The sequence below is a fragment of the Bradyrhizobium sp. 40 genome (assembly GCF_023100925.1).
In the GTDB taxonomy this organism is placed as follows: domain Bacteria; phylum Pseudomonadota; class Alphaproteobacteria; order Rhizobiales; family Xanthobacteraceae; genus Bradyrhizobium.
The window spans coordinates 714,496-734,150 of sequence record NZ_CP064688.1 but is presented as its reverse complement, the minus strand read 5'-3'; the positions used below and the strand labels follow the sequence as shown (position 1 = coordinate 734,150).

At 64.7% G+C, this 19,655-nt stretch carries 14 protein-coding genes; 6 read left to right on the top strand and 8 right to left on the bottom strand.

All coding sequences use genetic code 11. The features are described 5' to 3' along the window. Positions 1–42 precede the first annotated feature (42 nt). Complete coding sequence (locus IVB40_RS03385) at positions 43–1,056, bottom strand: LLM class flavin-dependent oxidoreductase (protein WP_247818092.1); 1,014 nt, start codon at positions 1,054–1,056, stop codon at positions 43–45. A 394-nt stretch (positions 1,057–1,450) separates the two neighbouring features. On the opposite strand from IVB40_RS03385, the gene metF reads away from it, so the two are divergent. The 4 genes from metF (at position 1,451) to IVB40_RS03365 (ending at position 8,744) form a co-directional block, all read left to right on the top strand. After that, positions 1,451–2,371, top strand: a complete 921-nt coding sequence (gene metF / locus IVB40_RS03380; protein ID WP_027570183.1) for a methylenetetrahydrofolate reductase [NAD(P)H] — start codon at positions 1,451–1,453, stop codon at positions 2,369–2,371. 6 nt (positions 2,372–2,377) lie between these two features. Beyond that, positions 2,378–6,241 (top strand): methionine synthase, encoded by a 3,864-nt coding sequence (gene metH / locus IVB40_RS03375; protein WP_247818091.1) that lies wholly within the window; start codon positions 2,378–2,380, stop codon positions 6,239–6,241. Positions 6,242–6,958: 717 nt separating this feature from the next. After that, positions 6,959–7,651, top strand: a complete 693-nt coding sequence (locus tag IVB40_RS03370) for a hypothetical protein (RefSeq protein ID WP_247819649.1) — start codon at positions 6,959–6,961, stop codon at positions 7,649–7,651. 85 nt (positions 7,652–7,736) lie between these two features. After that, on the top strand, positions 7,737–8,744 hold the full coding sequence (locus IVB40_RS03365) for a DUF3592 domain-containing protein (RefSeq protein WP_247818090.1): 1,008 nt from the start codon (positions 7,737–7,739) through the stop codon (positions 8,742–8,744). Between the two features lie 6 nt (positions 8,745–8,750). On the opposite strand, the gene IVB40_RS03360 is transcribed toward IVB40_RS03365, so the two are convergent. Next, positions 8,751–9,380 (bottom strand): glutathione S-transferase family protein, encoded by a 630-nt coding sequence (locus IVB40_RS03360; protein ID WP_247283565.1) that lies wholly within the window; start codon positions 9,378–9,380, stop codon positions 8,751–8,753. Positions 9,381–9,537: 157 nt separating this feature from the next. On the opposite strand from IVB40_RS03360, the gene IVB40_RS03355 reads away from it, so the two are divergent. Next, the gene (locus IVB40_RS03355) at positions 9,538–10,485 is read left to right on the top strand and encodes a threonine/serine dehydratase (RefSeq protein ID WP_247818089.1); all 948 of its coding nucleotides are present in this window, start codon (positions 9,538–9,540) and stop codon (positions 10,483–10,485) included. Positions 10,486–10,495: 10 nt separating this feature from the next. Beyond that, complete coding sequence (locus IVB40_RS03350) at positions 10,496–10,933, top strand: DUF6636 domain-containing protein (protein ID WP_247818088.1); 438 nt, start codon at positions 10,496–10,498, stop codon at positions 10,931–10,933. Between the two features lie 134 nt (positions 10,934–11,067). Here the strand turns inward: IVB40_RS03350 and IVB40_RS03345 are convergent, their stop codons facing one another. The 6 genes from IVB40_RS03345 to pimC all read right to left on the bottom strand — a co-directional run bounded on the left by IVB40_RS03345 (position 11,068) and on the right by pimC (position 19,570). Next, positions 11,068–11,661: a GNAT family N-acetyltransferase gene (locus IVB40_RS03345; RefSeq protein WP_247818087.1), complete on the bottom strand. Its 594-nt coding sequence runs from the start codon at positions 11,659–11,661 to the stop codon at positions 11,068–11,070. Positions 11,662–11,884: 223 nt separating this feature from the next. Continuing rightward, complete coding sequence (locus IVB40_RS03340) at positions 11,885–14,332, bottom strand: penicillin acylase family protein (protein WP_247818086.1); 2,448 nt, start codon at positions 14,330–14,332, stop codon at positions 11,885–11,887. Positions 14,333–14,449: 117 nt separating this feature from the next. Further along, complete coding sequence (gene glpK / locus IVB40_RS03335) at positions 14,450–15,955, bottom strand: glycerol kinase GlpK (protein ID WP_247818085.1); 1,506 nt, start codon at positions 15,953–15,955, stop codon at positions 14,450–14,452. Positions 15,956–16,204: 249 nt separating this feature from the next. Further along, positions 16,205–16,978 carry a glucose 1-dehydrogenase gene (locus IVB40_RS03330; protein WP_247818084.1) on the bottom strand — a complete coding sequence of 258 codons (774 nt, stop codon included), beginning with the start codon at positions 16,976–16,978 and terminating at the stop codon, positions 16,205–16,207. Between the two features lie 126 nt (positions 16,979–17,104). Continuing rightward, the gene (pimD, locus tag IVB40_RS03325) at positions 17,105–18,247 is read right to left on the bottom strand and encodes a pimeloyl-CoA dehydrogenase small subunit (protein ID WP_247818083.1); all 1,143 of its coding nucleotides are present in this window, start codon (positions 18,245–18,247) and stop codon (positions 17,105–17,107) included. A 132-nt stretch (positions 18,248–18,379) separates the two neighbouring features. Then, the gene (gene pimC / locus IVB40_RS03320; RefSeq protein ID WP_027570171.1) at positions 18,380–19,570 is read right to left on the bottom strand and encodes a pimeloyl-CoA dehydrogenase large subunit; all 1,191 of its coding nucleotides are present in this window, start codon (positions 19,568–19,570) and stop codon (positions 18,380–18,382) included. Positions 19,571–19,655: the final 85 nt, after the last annotated feature.

Sequence of the window (19,655 nt, the reverse complement as noted above, 5' to 3'; positions counted from 1 at the left end):
CGTGTCCCGGACGCGCGAAGCGCGAGCCGGAGCACGAGAGCCTTATCCGACCGCCTTAAGCCCGAACGCCTCCGCCAGCAGCGAATACGATTTCTTTCGCGCCTCGTGATCATAGACGGCGGTGATCACCATCAACTCGTCCGGCTTGCTTGCATCGATCAGTGGCTGAAGCGTCTTCTGCACCGTCGCCGGGTTACCGACGAACAGCCGCGAGCGGTTGCGCCGGATCGAGGTGCGCTCCGAGTCGGTATAGGGATAGGCCAGCGCCTCCTCGACGCTCGGCAACGGAAGATACTGGCCGCGGTCACGGCGCAGGCGGTTGAGGTCGAAAGACGCGGCGAGCTTTTCGGCTTCGTCATCCGTGTCGGCCGTGATGACGGCGACCGCGAGGATCGCGCGCGGGCTCGCACTCCAGGCCGAGGGCTGAAAACGATTGCGATAATGCACCATCGCGTCGATCGCATCGTGGGATGCAAAATGATGGGCGAATGCGAAGCCCATGCCGACCTGCGCGGCGAGCTCGGACGAATAATCGCTGGAGCCGAGCAGCCAGATCGGCGGCAACGGCGTATCGTCGGGCATCGCAACGACGTTGTGGTAGGGATGGCCCGAGGGGAATTCCCGGGTCTGCCACAGGATCAATTCGTGCAGCCGCTCGAGGAAATCGTCGCCTTCGCGGCGATCGAGCCGACTGCGCAGCGCATAGGCTGTGGCACCGTCGGTGCCGGGGGCGCGGCCGAGGCCGAGATCGATGCGACCCGGAAACAGCGCCTCCAGCATCTTGAAGCGCTCGGCCACGACCAACGGCGCGTGATTCGGCAGCATCACGCCACCGGAACCGACGCGGATGTGCTTCGTCACCGCCGCGATCTGCCCGATCATCACGTCGGGCGCCGGGCTCGCGACGGAGGCGAGGTTGTGATGCTCGGCAAGCCAGTAGCGGACATAGCCGAGCCCGTCGGCATGGCGCGCCAGGTCGATGCTGTTGCGCAGTGCCGCGGCCGGCTTTGTGCCTGTTGTGACGACGGAGAGGTCGAGGACTGAGAGCGGGATCATGGCGCGTTAACGTAATGGAGAGCGGCGCAGCGGCAATGGGGAGACCGCGCAGGTCTGACGTGCAGGCCGCGGGCTCGCGCGCCGGACCGCACCGCGGTGTTGGGACAAAATCGATCTGAAAACAACTCCTTCACATTGCCCACCCCAGAACTTTGCGTCAAATGGCCACGGATTTGGCTACATGCCTGATTTATTTATCATTATAGCTGAATGCATTTAGCCCACTTCGACTTCAAACGACACCTCATTTGCTACGATAGTAACAAAAGTGGGCCATTTCCCATCTGCGATGGGCTGTCGTGCGCGGCCGCTTTGGCTTATCTTGGCCTCTCGCAATCTAGACCTGACCGTCGGCCGCCAACGACCCGGCGCGCCCTTGGAGTGAGTGGTGCCCATGACTGACGCGACGATGCCTGCCCACACCGACGGGCAAGACGGGTACCTGAAGCGGCCTGCGATTTCCTTCGAGTTCTTTCCGCCCAAGACGGAAGATATGGAGCGCAATCTCTGGGACACCATCAACCGGCTGGCTCCGCTCGACCCGAAATTCGTCTCGGTCACCTATGGCGCCGGCGGCTCGACCCGTGAGCGCACCCACGCGACCATCTCGCGTATCCTGAAAGAAACCGCGCTGCTGCCGGCCGCGCATCTGACCTGCGTCGGCGCCTCGCGCGGGGAGATCGACGAGATCGTCGACCGCTATCACGAGGTCGGCGTCCGCCACATCGTGGCCTTGCGCGGCGATCCCGCGGGCGGCATCGGCACGGCCTATTCCAGCCATCCCGACGGCTACCAGAGCTCCGCCGACCTCGTCGCCGGCATCAAGAAGCGGCACGGCGATATCGAGGTATCGGTCTCGGCGTACCCTGAGAAGCACCCGGAGGCGCGCGACTTCGACGATGACATCGACACGCTGCAGGCCAAGGTCGATGCGGGTGCGACCCGCGCGATCACGCAGGTGTTCTTCGATAACGACCTCTATTTCCGCTATCTCGACCGCGTGCAGGCGCGCGGGATCAACATCCCGATCGTGCCGGGCATCATGCCCATGCATAATTTCAAGCAGGCTCGCAATTTCGTCACCCGCAACGGCACCTCCGTGCCGGACTGGATCGCCGCGAAGTTCGAGGGCCTCGATGAAGACGCCGAGACCCGCAAGCTGGTGGCGGCGACGGTCGCCGCCGGCCAGGTGCAGAAGCTGGCGAAGCACGGCGTCGACACCTTCCATTTCTACACCATGAACCGCGCCGATCTCGTGTTCGCGATCAGCCATTTGCTCGGCATCCGCGCCAAGAGCGCGCAGAAGGCGGCTTAAGACAGCATGACCGTATCCACCTCTCCCAAGCGAACCGCCCTGCTCAACGCCGCGCGCGAGCGCATTCTCGTGCTCGATGGCGCCATGGGCACGATGATCCAGAACCTCCAGTTCGACGAGGCCGCCTTCCGCGGCGAGCGCTTCAAGACCTTCCATCGCGATTTGCGCGGCAACAACGATCTCTTGATCCTGACCCAGCCGCAGGCGATCGAGGACATCCACGCCGCCTATTTGCGTGCCGGTGCCGACATCGTCGCCACCAACACCTTCTCCACGACCTCGATCGCGCAGGCCGATTACGATCTCGCCGACATCGTCTACGAGATGGCGCGCGAAGGCGCCCGCCTCGCCGGCAACGCCGCACGCCGCGTCGAGGCCGAGGACGGCAAGCCGCGCTTCGTCGCCGGCGCCATCGGACCGACCAACCGCACCGCCTCGATCTCGCCCGACGTGTCCAATCCCGGCTACCGCGCCGTCACGTTCGACGATTTGCGCAAATCCTATGGCGAGCAGATCAACGGCATGCTCGACGGCGGCGTCGATCTGCTGCTGGTCGAGACCATCTTCGACACGCTCAACGCAAAGGCGGCGCTGTACGCGATCGCCGAGATCACGGAAGAACGCGGCATCGACATGCCGGTGATGGTATCGGGCACCATCACCGACAAGTCCGGCCGCCTGCTGTCCGGCCAGTTGCCGGAAGCGTTCTGGCATTCGGTGCAACACGCCAAGCCCATCACCATCGGCTTCAACTGCGCGCTCGGCGCGGAAGATCTGCGCGCGCATATCGCCGATATCGGCCGCGTCGCCGACACGCTTGTTTGTGCCTATCCCAATGCCGGCCTGCCCAACGAGTTCGGCCAGTATGACGAGACCCCGGAATACATGGCCCGCCTGGTTGGCGAGTTCGCGCGTGATGGCCTCGTCAACATCGTCGGCGGCTGCTGCGGCACCACGCCGGACCATATCGCGGCGATTGCGGCTGCGGTCGCGCCGCACAAGCCGCGCATCGTGCCGGAGATCGAACCTCGCTTGCGGCTCTCCGGCCTCGAGCCGTTCATCCTGACCGACGCGATTCCTTTCGTGAACGTCGGCGAGCGCACCAACGTCACCGGCTCCGCCCGCTTCCGCAAGCTGGTCACCGCCGGCGACTACACCGCCGCGTTGCAGGTCGCGCGCGACCAGGTCGAGAACGGCGCGCAGATCATCGACGTCAACATGGACGAGGGCCTTCTGGATTCGGAAGCCGCGATGGTGACCTTCCTCAACCTCGTCGCCGCCGAGCCCGACATCGCCCGCGTCCCCGTGATGGTCGACAGCTCGAAGTTCTCGGTGATCGAGGCCGGCCTGAAATGCGTGCAGGGCAAGCCGGTCGTCAACTCGATCTCGATGAAGGAAGGCGAGGACAAGTTCATTCACGAGGCCAGGATCGCCCGCCGCCACGGCGCGGCCGTCGTGGTGATGGCGTTCGACGAGGTCGGCCAGGCCGATACGTTCGCCCGCAAGACCGAGATCTGCAAGCGCGCCTACAACATCCTCGTGAACCGCGTCGGCTTTTCGCCGGAAGACATCATCTTCGATCCGAATATTTTCGCGATCGCAACCGGTATCGAGGAACACAACAATTACGGCGTCGACTTCATCGAGGCGACGCGCTGGATTCGCAAGTATCTGCCGGGCGCGCACATCTCGGGCGGCGTGTCCAATTTGTCGTTCTCGTTCCGCGGCAACGAGCCGGTGCGCGAGGCCATGCACTCGGTGTTCCTGTATCACGCCATCAAGGCCGGCATGGACATGGGCATCGTCAATGCCGGGCAGATGATCGTCTATGACGACATCGATCCCGAATTGCGCCAGGTGTGCGAGGACGTCATCCTCAACCGCGACCCCGGTGCGTCCGAGCGTCTGCTGGCGCTCGCCGAAAGATTCCGCGGCAACAAGACCCAGACCAAGGAAGCCGATCTCGCCTGGCGCGAATGGCCGGTGGCGAAGCGGCTGTCGCATTCGCTGGTCCACGGGATCACCGAGTTCATCGAGCAGGATACCGAGGAGGCCCGCAAGGCCTCGAAGCGCCCGCTCGACGTGATCGAGGGGCCTCTGATGGCGGGCATGAACGTGGTCGGCGATCTCTTCGGCGACGGCAAAATGTTCCTGCCGCAGGTGGTGAAGTCGGCCCGCGTGATGAAGCAGGCTGTCGCCTGGCTGATGCCGTTCATGGAAGAGGAGAAGGCGCGCAATCTCGCCAACGGCATCGGCACGGAAGGCTCATCGTCCGCCGGCAAGATCGTGCTCGCGACCGTCAAGGGCGACGTCCACGATATCGGCAAGAACATCGTCGGCATCGTGCTCCAGTGCAACAATTACGAGGTGATCGATCTCGGCGTGATGGTGCCCGCGGCCAAGATCGTCGAGACGGTGAAGGCGGAGAAGGCCGACATCGTCGGGCTGTCCGGCCTGATCACGCCCTCGCTCGACGAGATGGCGTTCTTCGCCGCAGAATTGCAGCGCGAAGGCCTCAAGCTGCCGCTCTTGATCGGCGGCGCCACCACGAGCCGCGTGCATACGGCGGTGAAGATCGACCCGAGCTATCGCGCCGGCCCCGTGGTGCATGTCAACGACGCCAGCCGCGCGGTTGGTGTTGCGTCTGCTCTGCTGTCGCCCGAGAGGCGCGAGGCCTATGCCGCCGAAGTCCGCGCTGAATACGCAAAAATCTCGGACGCGCATATGCGCGCCCAGGCCGACAAGAAGCGGCTGAAGCTGGCGACCGCCCGCGCCAACCGCGTGCCGGTCGACTTTGCCGCGAACAAGCCGGTGAAGCCGACCTTCCTCGGCACCAGGAGCTTCGACGACTACGATCTCGCCGAGCTGGTGCCCTATATCGACTGGACGCCGTTCTTCCAGACCTGGGAGCTCGCCGGGCGCTTCCCCGCCATCCTCGACGATGCCAAGGTCGGCGAGGTCGCGCGCTCGCTCTACGACGATGCGCGCAAGATGCTCGACCTGATCGTCAAGGAGAAATGGTTCCGCGCGCGCGCCACCGTCGGCTTCTGGCCGGCCAATGCGCAGGGCGACGACATCGTGCTCTATGCCGACGAGAGCCGAACCAGGACGATCGCGACGCTGCACACGCTGCGCCAGCAGCTCGAGAAGCGCGAGGGCCGTTTCAACGCGGCGCTGTCCGACTTCGTCGCGCCCGCCATCACCGGCGTGCCCGATTATGTCGGCGGCTTCGTCGTCACCGCCGGCATCGGCGAGGATGTGGTCGCCGACCGCTTCAAGATGGCCAATGACGACTACTCGTCGATCCTGTGCAAGGCGCTGGCCGATCGCCTCGCCGAAGCCTTCGCGGAGCGCATGCATGCCCGCGTCCGCCGCGAGTTCTGGGCCTATGCGCCGGACGAGACGCTCTCGACCGACGAGTTGATCCTCGAAAAGTACCAGGGCATCCGTCCCGCTCCCGGCTATCCCGCGCAGCCCGATCACACCGAGAAGGCCACGCTGTTCGAGCTGCTCGACGCCGAAAACACCGCCGGCGTGAAGCTGACCGAGAGCTTTGCAATGTGGCCGGGCTCCTCCGTGTCGGGGCTCTATCTCGCCAATCCCGAGAGCTACTATTTCGGCGTCGGCAAGATCGAGCGCGATCAGGTCGAGGATTATGCTGCGCGCAAGGGCATGAGCGTCGCCGAGACCGAGCGCTGGCTCGCGCCGATCCTGAACTACATCCCGGCGCGAGAGGGTACGAGCGACAAGGCGGCGTTCGCGGCAACACCGGCCAACGACGAAACGTCGAAGGAGCTTGCCTCGCATCCGCCGGGCTGCACCTGCGCGGTGCATCTGGTCTGGCAGAAGAAGCGCGCGGGCGCGGGCTAGGCGCCCTCCAAACAAAAAACGAGAAATCAACCCCATGCACAGTAGGCATGGGGTTGAAAAGGCTCGACAAATTTCGGGCTTACCGAAATGGCTTGCGGCGTCGGGCAAAACACCTGTATGAATGCATGATCGCCGACCGCGCCCGTTTGATACTCGCTGCCTCGTCCGCCGCGATCATGGGCGCGTGCCACACGCTCGGTGTCGAACGTTCTGTGTCGAACGTTCTGTGTCGTCCTGGCGAAAGCCAGGACCCATACCGCGCGATCCATCGGTGACGATCGCTGGTAATACCGAACGACCAATCTTCGCCAAATGACCCGCTGGGGCCATAGGTCCTGGCTTTCGCCAGGACGACATGGGTGAAGCAAATGCTCAACCTGTACCGAAACGACGCAGCACATCGAGCTGCTGCGGATGTGCCTCGCGAGAATCGGGCGCTTGTGAACTCGTTCACTTGTCCGCTCAACCTTGATCCACTACTCTCTCGGTCTACTACCTTCAAGCCGACGGTTTAGTTGGGATCGAACATATGAAGCAGTTCATTGCACTGTTCGTCGCCGCGATCGTTCTTGTCGTTCTGCCAACGATTGCCTCGGCGGACTGTCCGAAAGGCTACGTGCCATGCGGCGAGCGAAGTCAGTTGTGCTGCCCAGGCAAGTAGCAAGCCGCAAATGGCTTTGGCTTGGTAGCGGGGTTTTTGTCGCGATAGGCCTCGTGATGGTCTCCGTCTACGCCGGGTTCCCGCGCAAGAAGCAAACGATCACGGCCATCCTCTCCGAGACCGGATATTTCGAGGTGGTGCCGCCAAGCACGTTCGGTGGCCCCGGCACGATCAACACGATCGAATATCTCAGCAACGGCCGGCTGGAGCTGCATCCAACCTGCGACGTCGACCCCACGCTCCTGACCGGCAAGATCCAGAGATCGCGGACCGTTGACCGAGACCTGAAGCAGTCGCTCGAGAAGAAGCTCGACGTGTCGGCCCAGGTCAGGGACAAGCTGTCGGCCGTCGCCGGGATGCAGCAGGTCGAGGCGGTCAACCTCAAGCTCGAGAATGCCAACATCCTGCTGATTTCCGACGAGTCGCTGATATCGACCCGGAACGCATTGCTGAAGGCAGAATGCGCAGACGCGGTCACCCAGAACGTTTCGAACGGCGGCGTCGTGTGCCAGACGCGCTCCGTACTGGAGGCTGACGTCGTCTACGAGATCAAATATCACAACTCGATCTCGATGGAGGAGAAGGCTAAGTTGACATCCGAGATCGCCGCGAAGCTCGACCTCGACGTGCACGATGGGGCTGACGACAAGGTGTCCGGCTCCCAGTTGTTCTTTGGCATCAGGTTATCGCCAAGTCCGGTCGGAATGACGTCGGCGACGGGCGAGATCAGGCCCTGTACACGGAAATAGAATCGGCCGCACTTCACCCTGACGTGAACGCAAAGCGCGTTCGCCGCGACCAATGGCGGTCGCCGCCGAAGCGCAGGGGAATCGGATGCTGAACGCCCAACAATTGATGTGGACCCAGATTGCCGCTGGCATCGCCGTGCTGCTGTTTGGATTGACGCTGTTCAATCTGGTCCGCATGCGAGGCCGGATGGTGGCTGCGCGGAGCTGGGACAAGGTGGAGGGCATCATCACAGTCTCCCAGGTCGACCAGCCAACGGCGCACACCTCGGACGATCGGAACGACGCCAAGCCCATCATCCGCTATCGCTATCAGGCCGGCGGCCAGGAGCTGGAAGGCGACAAGGTCTTTGTTGGCGGCACCGTCATCACGACGAGGGTGCTGGCCGCAAAACTGACCGGACGTTATCCGGTCGGCGCCCATGTCGACGTCCATGTCGATCCGAAGCAACCGACCGAGGCGCTGCTGGAGCCTGCCGCCGCGCAGAACGTCGCGGCGCTGGTGGCGTTCACGATGGTGTTCGGCGTCATCGCCGCCACGCTGACCGCGCATTCGTTCGCAGGCCACGTGCTCTACGCCGACAAGGGCGTCCCGCTGTTCGCGTTCGCGGTGCCGATCATCGTGCTGGTGGGCGGGATGTTCCTCGCCGCCGATTATGTCCGGACGCGCCGGCTGGCGAGCGCCAGCCTGCGCTGGCCGACCGCTGCCGGCAGGGTCACCCATTGCGAGGTGATTGAGGAAATCGTCGAGGAGAAGACCGAGCACGACAATCGACCGACGACTTCAAAGCTTGTCCACCGCTATCAGGTCGACCTGCGCTACGCCTACAGGGTCGGCAATCGCGATTTCATCGGCACCGAAGTCGATTGGAACGGCACCATGATCTCCGGGCTGCGCGAGGTCGCCGCAGAGGCCGCGGCGAAATATCGCCCCGGGAAGAGCGTCCAGGTCTATTACGATCCGGGCCAGCCCGGACAAGCCGTGCTGGAGCCTGCAAGCCGCGCAGGCGCGCTGGGGCCGCTGATCGGCGCCGCGGTTTGCGCGGTCGTCGGCGGCCTCTTCCTGACAATCCTGATCAAGGTCGGGTTCGCATAGCGGCGCTCACCCCTTCGGCGGTGACAGTGGCTGCACGATCTCCTGGAACGGCACCAGCGCCTCGCACGCGTCGGCATGCGCCGACAACGCCGGATAGCGCGAGGTCTCGAACAGAAGCGGGTGCGCCTCGCGGGTGAAGCGCACGACGCAGGCCACCGCGATGTCGGCATGGCCGATGCGGTCGCCTAGCCAGTATGGCGTGGTCACCTTGGCGCGCTCGGCCTCCAGCGCTTTCAGCACGTCCGCGATCTGCGCTTCGCAACGCTGCACCCACAGCGCAAGCTGCTCCTTCCGCAACACGCGCTCGTAGAGCAGGCTGACCGCCTTGTCGCCGAGACCGGAGGCGAGCGCGCAGATGCGCAAATGATGCCGGCGCTCGGCGCCGGAGCGCGGCAGCATCGCCTTCTCCGGCCCTACCAATTCGTCGAGATAATCGAGGATGACCGTGCTCTCGATCAGCGCCTCGCCGTCGTCGAGCACCAGCGTCGGCACGCGGCGCAGCGGATTATAGGGCGCGATCTTGTCGGCGTCGCCGAAGGTCGACCACGGCCTGTGCTCGAAGGCGAGGCCGTACAGCCGCAGCGCAATTGCGACGCGGCGGACAAAGGGGGAATCGTATTGGCCGATCAGGAACATGGTTTTGCGCTCTTCTCTGGCTTTTGGACGAGGCACGGCCGATCAGTTTCCACGGCAAGGCCGCAGTGGCGCAAGCAAAATCATGGAAGTGGAGCATTGCGCCGGATGCAACGGCGCCGCGACAGCGTCTGCCGGATGCGCTATCAAGGACGGCATCATGACAGCAACAATGGACATCAATCGGGAGCGGATCGCGGCGATCGAGGCCGTCATCCGTCCGCACATACGGCGCACGCCGCTCGTTGAGGCCGATCTCGCCGATTTTGGCCTGCCGGCTTCGCCCGTCATTTTCAAGCTCGAGCTGTTGCAGCATTCCGGATCGTTCAAGGCGCGGGGTGCCTTTGCCAATTTGCTGTTGCGGCGGCTGCCCGAGGCCGGTGTCGTCGCCGCATCGGGCGGCAATCACGGCGCGGCGGTGGCTTATGCGGCGCAGCGGCTCGGCGTTCCCGCCACGATTTTCGTGCCCGACATCACCTCGCCGGCCAAGGCCGAGCGGATCAGAGGCTATGGCGCGCAGCTCGTGGTCGCAGGCAGCCGCTATGCCGACGCGCTCGCCGCGAGCGAAACCCATGTCGCGCAGACCGGCGCCATGGCCGTGCATGCTTACGACCAGGTCGAGACCTTGCTCGGTCAGGGCAGCGTCGGCATGGAGCTGGAGCAGGATGCACCGGGCATCGACACGGTGCTGGTTGCAGTCGGCGGCGGCGGCCTGATTGGTGGTATGGCGGCCTGGAGTGCCGGCAGGACGCGCATCGTCGCGGTCGAGCCGGAGCAATCGCCAACGCTTCACGCCGCCTTCGCGGCAGGCGCGCCGACCGATGCGCCCGCGGGCGGCATCGCCGCCGACAGTCTCGCCCCGCGACGTGTCGGACAATTGATGTTTCCGATTGCGCGGGCCCATGTCGAGCGAGTCGTCCTCGTCGCCGACGACGCGATCAGGCAGGCGCAGGCGGCCTTGTGGTCGAGCCTGCGCCTAGTGGCCGAGCCTGGTGGCGCGGCCGCCTTTGCCGCCTTGCTCTCCGGCCGCTATCGTCCCTCACCTGGCGAGCGGGTCGCGGTCCTGGTTTGCGGCGCCAACACCACGGCAGTCAATTTCAACGGCTAGCGAGCTTCGCATGGTCGCCTATCGCGGACTCATTTTGACGTCGATCCTGCTGACGTCGATCCTGCTTGCCCTGGCCGGCCACGGCGCCCGCGCGCAGGACCGCCCGATCGGCTTCCAGACGCCGTCGAAAAACATCGCCTGCCAGTTCTTCACCGACAACGGACAAGGCGTGCTCCGCTGCGACGTCATGAACCTGGAGACGCGGCCGCGCCGTCCGGCCGATTGCGAGCTGGAATGGGGCAACGCCTTCGAGATGAGCGCGAAGGGAGCCGCGGGCCGCATCTGCGCCGGCGATACCATCATGGACCCGTCGCTGCCCGTGCTCGCCTATGGCGAAGTGTGGCAGCGGGCGGGATTCACCTGCCGTTCCGAGCAGACGGGACTGACGTGCTTCAATGCGATGCAGCGCGGGTTTTCGCTGGCGCGGGCGGAGCAGAAGGTGTTTTGAGGAGTAGCCCGCATGGAGCGGAGCGGAATGCGGGGACGCTGTCGCGGATTGCGCTTCCGCCTTCGCGCTTCGAGCTTCGGCGGACAAGGCGCTCCAACCGGGCTTCAGTCCGGGGCGACGTCTGACAGTAGCTTTTATTCGATGATCGGCACATGCTTCGCCGCGGTTCGCGGCGCCGTGCCATCGAGCCGCGGGTCGTCGGCGACCTCGATCTGGCGGCGGAACGGGCGGAAGCCGGAGCGCTGATAGAACGCGACGGCGGACGGATGGTCCAAGGTGCAGGTGTGCACCCAGACGCGGGACAGGTCGCGTGACCACGCGAGCTCAAGCGCGCGGTTCATCATAAAGCGGGCGGCACCACTGCCGATCAGTTTTGCGGTGACGCCGAAATACACGAGCTCGCACTGGCGGCCCTCGCGAAAGTCCAGCTCCAGCAGGCCTTCATCGTTGCCGTCCACGACAAGCGCATAGACCTCGACGCCCGGTGCATGGATGATTGCGGCGAGCTCGGCGTCGTTCATGCGCGCCCGCGAAAACCACAACCACTCCTCGCCGACGCGGCGATGGAGATCGCGATACCAATGAACCGCGGGGGTATCGACCTTGCGCAGGGTCCATGCGCCAAGGGGATCACCACGCAGCGGCGGACGCGCCGTCATCTCGAGATGCGTGACGACGGCAGCGATCTTGCCGGCGGGAATGTCGGAATAGCCGTCGGGGAGGATCATGGCGGTTTCCAATAGAGCCGAGCGCGAGCCACATATTCTGCGTCGTCCCGGCGAAGGCCGGGACCCATAACCACGGATGCAGGTTGCTTTGTGACGCTGGAACGACGAGCCCCGTTCGTAACAGCTGCTGCGGAGTATGGGTCCCGGCCCCCCGTGCGCAATTGCGCACTAGGCCGGGACGACGGTGGTGTTTGCGGCCGCGCCCTTGTTTAGATCGCCTCATTCACCGAGGCGTCAGCGTGATCGCTTCCGCCGTCGCCGCCTCGACCGCAGCGCGGCTGTAGAGCAGCGGCACATACCGGCCCGTCGCCCACAGCGGCGCGAGGTCGCGATAATGGCCGCTGAAGGGATCGCCCGACTGGCCCGGCGTGTTGATGGTGCGGCTCGCATCCCAATTGCCGACGTCCAGCACCATGCGGAACGAGGCGCCGGCGAACAGCTGATAATCGGTGCGGCGATAGGTGGCCGCGCGCGGCACATTGGCGGCGCCGCCGTAGGCCAGCGGACCGACCGAGAGCTGAGCGGCCGTCGCCTTGTCGGCAAGCGGCATCAGAGCATGGTCGAATTTCGCGACGTGCAGGCGGCCCCAGCGCCAGGTTGAGGAATCGGCCCCGAGCTTGGTCGTCACATCGGCCACCGCGGCGCCAAGGCTGTCGCGCAGGATCTGGTCGCGGGCGGCGGCGGGATCGGAGCCAAACGACGCGTCTGGAGATTCCAGGAAGGCGACAAGCGCCGAAATGCTCGACGCCTCGGGCGCGATCAGGTCGGCAGCCTTGGGCGCCGTGGTCTTCAACAGCACCGGTCCAAGATGATTGGCGATCCAGACCTCGAACACCGCGGCAGCGGCGCTGTCGGCGGCATCACGCGCGTCCCACGGCTTGAGCAGTTCGAGGCCCTTCTTCACGTTGGCATCGTCCGAAGTGAGCGGCTGCAGCAGCTTGACGAGCCGCCGCCCCAGCATCGTGGTGTCGTCGTTCTGCAAATCCATGGCATCGGCCAGCGTCACCTTGCTGTTGGCCTGCAGCACCTCGGTGATGCGCTGCCAGCGCGCACTGTCCGCCCATTCGAAGCCGACCTTGCGCTCGCTGACGGGATAATCCGCCGGCAGGTTCATCTGGTTGGCGGTGGCGAGAAAGCCCTGCTTGGGCTGATAGGCCTTGGGCAGTTCGTCGAGCGAGAGAAACCCCTGCCATTCGTAGCGGCCGTCGCCCGGCACCGGCATCAGGCCATCATAATTGGCGCGCCGCGGCGTCTTGCCGGCGGCAACCCAGCCAATATTGCCCTTGGTGTCCGCATAGACCTGGTTCTCCGATGGCGCGCCCCAGCGCCGCATGGCGCCGAGGAATCCGTTCCAATCCTTCGCGGTCATGTAGTCGGAGGAGCCGAAATAGGCCGAGGTGCCGGGCTCGAACCAGATCGAGCGGACGGCGAAGGCGCGCTTGTTGGCGTCGTCGACATAGATCACCGGACCATGCCGGGTGAATTTCAGCTCGAGATCGCGATCGCCTTCGCCTTTCACCTGCTCCTTCTCGTGTACGATGTGCATGTCCTCCCAGCCGCTGCCATAGCGGTACTGGTTGGGATTCTGCGGATTGAGCTCGTAGACGTAGAGGTCTTCCTGGTCGACGTTGAAGATGGTGAGGCCGAAGGCGATGGTGCCATTGTGGCCGATCGAGATGCCGGGCAGCGCCGGCTCGCCCGCGCCGATCACGGAAAGGCCGGGCGCATTGAGGCCGACGACGTAACGCAGCGAAGGCACGCTGTGCTCGCGATGCGGATCGTTGGCGAGGATCGGCCGTCCCGTCGCGGTCCGCGACGCCGCGATCACCCAATTGTTGGAGCCGATGGTGTCGCGTTGCTGGTCGGCCTCGGTGAGGTACTTGTCCGGATCGTGCGCGAGCGCGCCCTGGCGATCTTTCGGCGCGGCAAAGGCGACCGGGCGCGTCGCGAGATCGTAAGGCGCCAGCACGGCCTTCGGCACGCTGCAGGGATCGAGACCATCTGGAATTTTCGTCGTCCATGCCGGCTCGAGCTTGACGCGAAACCGATCGGCATCGAGGCCGGCTGCGCAAGCGACCAACGAGCGCTTGACCTCGGAGGCGACATTGCGCGTCAGGCCGTGGCTGCGGATGCGGACGATGTCGTCCGCCGTCCACGGATCCGGCATGGTGCCGGCGATCCTGAACTCGATCGGTAACGGGCGCTTGCCCGCGCGCACATCGGCGACATAGGCGTTGACCCCGGCGACGAACGCCTCCGCATAGGTCTTCGCCTTGGGGCCGTAAGCCGCCCATTCCGCATTCATGTCGCCGCGATAAAGAAAGAGCCGTAGCGCCTTGTCCTGTTCGGCATAGGCCGGGCCGAAATCCTTGGCCAGCAGACCGAGTCCGCGCTTGCGCCAGAGATCGATCTGCCAGAGCCGATCGCGGGCGGCGTTGAAGCCTTGCAGGAAAAACAGGTCGTGCTCATTGGCCGCATAGATGTGGGGGATGCCCCAGACATCGACCAGAATCTGCGCGGGGGCATTGAGACCGGCGACGTCGGTCTTGACCTGCCGCGCGCTTCCGAGCGGGTCCGGCTTCTCACGCGCAATGGCGGTCGAGGTGAGCAGCGCGGCGCAGATCGCTGCGCCAAAAAGCTTCTGGATGACCCGGTTGAAATCCGTGTTCATTGTTGGTGCTCCCTTTGTTGCTGTTTCTTGTAGCCTGGATGGAGCGCAGCGCAATCCGGGATCGTGCCATGCAGAACCCCGGATTTCGCTGCGCTCCATCCAGGCTACGAGATCCTCCTAGCCCTCGCCCTCGTCGCTCGCGAGCACGCCCTTCACCGCCCTCGCCCAGCCCGCCAGCTTCCGCTCCCTTGTCGCCTGGCTCATGTTCGGCTTGAAGCGGTGCTCGAGGCGCCAGTTGTCGGCGAATTTGGTCGGCTCGGGATAGACGCCGGCCTCAAGGCCGGCGAGATAGGCCGCGCCCAGCGCCGTCGTCTCCTGGATCACGGGGCGGTCGACCGGGGCGTCGAGCAGGTCGGCGAGGCGCTGCATGGTCCAGTCGGATGCGGTCATGCCGCCGTCGACGCGGAGCACGACGCTGGCGGTTTCCGAGCTCGGCCAGTCCGCGCGCATTGCGGCCCAAAGGTCGAACGTCTGGTAGCAGACGCTTTCGAGCGCGGCGTGGGCGAGCTCGGCCGGGCCGGTATTGCGGGTGAGGCCGAACAGCGCGCCGCGCACGCGTGGATTCCAGTAGGGCGCGCCCATGCCGACGAAGGCCGGCACCAGATACACGCTCTGCATGGAGTCCGACTGATCAGCAAGAGGTCCGGTCTCGGCGGCGTGCTTGATGATGCCGAGGCCGTCGCGCAGCCACTGTACCGCGCTGCCCGCGACGAAGATCGAGCCTTCGAGCGCGTAGGTGCGTTTGCCACCGAGCTGGTAGGCGATGGTGGTGAGCAGCTTGTTCTTCGAGGCCACGGGCGTGGTGCCGGTGTTGAGCAGGGCGAAGCAGCCGGTGCCGTAGGTCGACTTCATCATGCCCGGACGGAAGCAGGCCTGGCCGATGGTGGCGGCCTGCTGGTCGCCGGCAATGCCGGAGATCGCAATCGCGCCGCCGAACAGGTCCGGCGTGCTCTCGCCGAAACGGGCGGAGGAATCCTTCACCTCGGGCAGCATCGAGCGCGGCACGCCGATGATCTCCAGGAGTTCGTCGTCCCACTGGCCGGTGTGGATGTTGAACAGCAGCGTGCGCGAGGCGTTGGTGGCATCGGTGGCGTGCACCTTGCCGCCGGTGAGGCGCCACAGCAGATAGCAATCGACGGTGCCGAACATCAATTCGCCGCGCGCGGCGCGCGCCCGCGCGCCGGGGACATGGTCGAGAATCCAGGCGACCTTGGTGCCGGAGAAATAGGGATCAATGATCAGGCCGGTCTTCTGCGAGATCACGGGCTCGCGGCCGTCGGCTTTCAGTCTCGCGCAGATGTCGGCGGTGCGGCGGTCCTGCCAGACGATGGCGCGGTGTACGGCCTGCCCCGTGGCGCGGTCCCACACCACGGTGGTCTCGCGCTGGTTGGTGATCCCGATCGCGGCGATGTCCTTTGCGCTGATGCCGGCCTGCGCGATCGCGTCGCGGCAGACCGTCACGGTCGAGGTCCAGATGTCCTCGGGCTCGTGCTCGACCCAGCCCGAGGCGGGGAAATGCTGCGGAAACTCGGCCTGCGCCTTCGCCGCAATGGAAATGTCGCCGCGAAACACGATCGCGCGCGAGGAGGTGGTGCCCTGGTCGATGGCAAGGACGAAAGACATGGAAGCACCCTTGGGGTTTGCTGGTCGTTTTCTTGGCGTGTCCCGGGAGGGATCATTGTGTCGCGCCAAAGGGAGCGGATTAGGGCGGGAAGGTCAAGAAGGGCTCAGCTGTCGTCCCGGCGAAGGCCGGGACCCATACCGCGTGATCCATCGATTGCGCACGATGCCGATCCAGCACGACCAGACTTCGTCAAACCACTCCCTGTGGTTACAGGTCCCGGCCTTCGCCGGGACGACGAGCTGAGAGACCTACGGCGCAGCCGTGGTCACGCCGCCGTCGATGACGATGGTCTGTCCGGTCATGAAGCTCGACGCGTCGGAGGCGAGGTAGGCCACCGCGCCTGCGATTTCATCGGGTTCCCCGATGCGGCGCAGCGGCGTGGTGGCGGTGCGGCGATTTAGATTGGCTTCGTCTTCCCACAGCGCGCGGGCGAAATCGGTTTTCACGAGGCCGGGCGCGATGCAATTGACGCGGACGCCTTTCGGACCCCATTCGCCGGCGAGCGAACGACATAGCGCGAAGTCGGCGGCCTTGGAGATGCCGTAGGCGCCGATCACGGTCGAACCGCGCAGGCCGCCGATCGAGGAGATGATGACGACGGAGCCGCCTCCACGTTCGGCCATCTGCGGGATCGTCAGCGCGGAGAGCCAGATGTTGCTCTTGACGTTGCTGCCCATGATCTTGTCGAAGGCTTCGTCGGTGATGTCGAGCAGCGGGCCGTAATACGGATTCACCGCGGCGTTGCAGACGAGGACGTCGATCTTGCCATAGTGCTTGGTCGCACCCGCGATCAGCGCCTCGACCTCTTGCCTGCGCGCGATGTTGCAGGGGATGACGGTGGCGTCACCACCGGCCGCCTTGATGCCGTCGGCGACCTCCTGGCAGGCATCCGCCTTGCGCGAGGAGACCACCACTTTGGCGCCGAGCTTTGCGAGCAGTTCGGCAGAGGAGCGGCCGATGCCGCGGCTGGAGCCGGTGACCACGGCGACCTTGCCGGTGAGATCGAACGGGGTGTTTTTCATTATTGTTGCCTCGCTGGTTCAACGACCTCCGTCATTGCGAGGAGCGAAGCGACGAAGCAATCCAGAGATGCCGCCGAGGAGATCGTCTGGATTGCTTCGCTTCGCTCGCAATGACGGTGGTGGCGACTAGATCAGCCCGCCACCGTCCGCCACGCGGCGCTGGTGGTAGTCGGTGTCGCCGAACGAGTTCTCGATCATGGTCAGGCGCTTGAAGTAGTGGCCGATCTTCGCCTCCATGGTCATGCCGATGCCGCCGTGGAGCTGGATCGCCTGCTGTCCGACGAACTTCAGCGACTTGCCGATCTGCACCTTGGCCGCGGCGACGGCGTTGCTGCGCTCCTTGGCGTCCTCGAAATCAGCAGCCATGGTCGCGAACATCGACATCGATCGCGCCTGCTCGGCGGCGACGAACATGTCGGAGGCGCGGTGCTGGAGGCTCTGGAACGAACCGATCGCGACACCGAACTGCTTGCGCGTCTTGATGTACTCGACTGTTGTCTTCAGAGACTCGTCCATCAGGCCGACCGCTTCGGCGCAGAGCGCGATGCGGGCTTCGTCGACCACACGCTCGATCAGCGCGAGCGAATCGTCGGGATTGCCGAGCACGGCATCGGCACCGATCTCGACGCCGGTGAAGGTGATGTCGGCGGCGTGCAGACCGTCCTGGGTCGGGTACGATTTCCTGGCGACGCCCTTGGCGTTGGCCGGCACCAGGAACACGCCGATGCCGCTCTTGTCGCGGCGCTCGCCCCTGGTGCGCGCGGTCACGATCAGAGTATCTGCGTTCTCGCCGTTGAGCACGACGAACTTCTCGCCGTCGATGACCCAACCCTCGCCCTTCTTCTTCGCCGTCGTGGAGACGTCGAAGAGATCGTAGCGCGAGTTCTTCTCGAGCTGGGCAAAGGCGAGCGTCTTGCTGCCGTCGACGATGCCGGGCACATGCGCGGCCTTTTGCGCATCGCTGCCCGCATGGCGCAGGAAGCCGCCGCCGATCACGACGGTTGCGAGATAAGGCTCGAGCATCAGCGCCTTGCCGAGCGCTTCCATCACGATCATGGTCTCGACGCCGCCGCCGCCGAAGCCGCCATCGGCCTCCGCGAAGGGCAGACCGAGCAGGCCCTGCTCGGCGAGCTTGCCCCAGACGGTCCGGCTCCAGCCGCCCTTCTCCTTCATGTACTTCTTGCGGCTCTCGAAATCGTAGGAATCGGTCAAGAGGCCGTCGATGCTTTCCTTCAGAAGCCGCTGCTCCTCGTTCAGATCAAAATCCATATTCTTTGCTCTCCGGTATCGATGTCGTCATGCCCAGTCTTGTGCCGGGCATCCACGTTCTTTCGTGGCGCTAGGCGTGGATGGCCGGGTCAAGCCCGGCCATGACGGTGAGTGCGCGTTAATAGTGTACGATCACAGCCCCAGCACCGCCTTGGCGATGATGTTGCGCTGGATCTCGTTGGAGCCGCCGTAGATCGAGACCTTGCGGTTGTTGAAGTAGCTCGGCGCGATCTGGGCGGTCCAGTCCATGGCTTCGTTCGAGCCGTCGTCGCCGTGCACGTCGTAGGGCGCGGCGAACGGGCCGATCACTTCCATCAACAGCTCGGTGGTGGTTTGCTGTATCTCGGAGCCCTTGATCTTCAGCACCGAGGAAGCCGGATTGGGCTTGCCCTTGCCGTGCTTGCCTTCGTCGGCGACGACGCGAAGCTGCGTCAGCTCGAGCGCCTTGAGCTCGATCTCGCAGGCCGCGAGCTTGTCACGGAAGGCCGCGTCCTGGATGATCGGCTTGCCGCCGGATTCGACCTTACCGGCGAGATCGCGGATGCGGCGGAGCCGCTCCTTGGAGACGCCGACCCGCGCGATGCCGGTGCGCTCATTGCCGAGCAGGAATTTCGCGTAATCCCAGCCCTTGTTCTCCTCGCCGATCAGGTTCTCGTAGGGTACTTCGACGTCGTCGAAGAAGACCTCGTTGACCTCGGCGCCGCCGTCGATGGTCTGGATCGGGCGCACGGTGACGCCCTTCGACTTCATTGAGAACACGATGAAGGAGATGCCCATCTGCTTCTTGGCGGACGGGTCGGTGCGGCAGAGGCAGAAGATCATGTCGGCGTGCTGGGCCAGCGTCGTCCAGGTCTTCTGGCCGTTGATGATCCACTTGTCGCCCTTGCGCTCGGCCTTGGTCTTCAGCGAGGCGAGGTCGGAGCCGGAGCCGGGCTCGGAGAAACCCTGGCACCACCAATCGTCGACATTGGCGATGCGGGGCAGATACTGCTTCTTCTGCTCTTCATTGCCGAAGGTGTAGATCACGGGACCGACCATGCTGACGCCGAAGGCGAGCGGCTGCGGCGCCGGATAGGACTGCAGCTCTTCGTTGAAGATGTAGTGCTGCACGGAGGTCCAGCCGGTGCCGCCATATTGCTTGGGCCAGTGGCTGACGCCCCAGCCCTTCTTGTTGAGGATGCGCCACCACGTCACCATCTCGTCCTTCGAGAGGTGGCGGCCCTCGACCAGCTTGCGCCGCGTATCCGGCGGCACGTTGTCGCGGAAGAATGACCGCACTTCCTCGCGAAACGCCTGCTCTTCTTTCGTGAATGCGAGATCCATCGGATCCTCCTGTGAACGTGTCGTCCCGGCGAAGGCCGGGACCCATTACCACCGGCCTTCGTTATGCGAAGGCCATTGTTGTTCG

Bases quoted from the DNA above. Each gene is read 5' to 3' on its own strand.
- IVB40_RS03365 (WP_247818090.1), top strand. From the start codon at position 7,737: ATGCTGAACGCCCAACAATTGATGTGGACCCAGATTGCCGCTGGCATC.
- IVB40_RS03330 (WP_247818084.1), bottom strand. From the start codon at position 16,978: ATGAAAAACACCCCGTTCGATCTCACCGGCAAGGTCGCCGTGGTCACC.
- IVB40_RS03355 (WP_247818089.1), top strand. From the start codon at position 9,538: ATGACAGCAACAATGGACATCAATCGGGAGCGGATCGCGGCGATCGAG.
- IVB40_RS03385 (WP_247818092.1), bottom strand. From the start codon at position 1,056: ATGATCCCGCTCTCAGTCCTCGACCTCTCCGTCGTCACAACAGGCACA.
- metH (WP_247818091.1), top strand. From the start codon at position 2,378: ATGACCGTATCCACCTCTCCCAAGCGAACCGCCCTGCTCAACGCCGCG.
- metF (WP_027570183.1), top strand. From the start codon at position 1,451: ATGACTGACGCGACGATGCCTGCCCACACCGACGGGCAAGACGGGTAC.
- IVB40_RS03350 (WP_247818088.1), top strand. From the start codon at position 10,496: ATGGTCGCCTATCGCGGACTCATTTTGACGTCGATCCTGCTGACGTCG.
- pimC (WP_027570171.1), bottom strand. From the start codon at position 19,570: ATGGATCTCGCATTCACGAAAGAAGAGCAGGCGTTTCGCGAGGAAGTG.
- glpK (WP_247818085.1), bottom strand. From the start codon at position 15,955: ATGTCTTTCGTCCTTGCCATCGACCAGGGCACCACCTCCTCGCGCGCG.
- IVB40_RS03340 (WP_247818086.1), bottom strand. From the start codon at position 14,332: ATGAACACGGATTTCAACCGGGTCATCCAGAAGCTTTTTGGCGCAGCG.
- IVB40_RS03360 (WP_247283565.1), bottom strand. From the start codon at position 9,380: ATGTTCCTGATCGGCCAATACGATTCCCCCTTTGTCCGCCGCGTCGCA.
- IVB40_RS03345 (WP_247818087.1), bottom strand. From the start codon at position 11,661: ATGATCCTCCCCGACGGCTATTCCGACATTCCCGCCGGCAAGATCGCT.
- pimD (WP_247818083.1), bottom strand. From the start codon at position 18,247: ATGGATTTTGATCTGAACGAGGAGCAGCGGCTTCTGAAGGAAAGCATC.
- IVB40_RS03370 (WP_247819649.1), top strand. From the start codon at position 6,959: ATGGTCTCCGTCTACGCCGGGTTCCCGCGCAAGAAGCAAACGATCACG.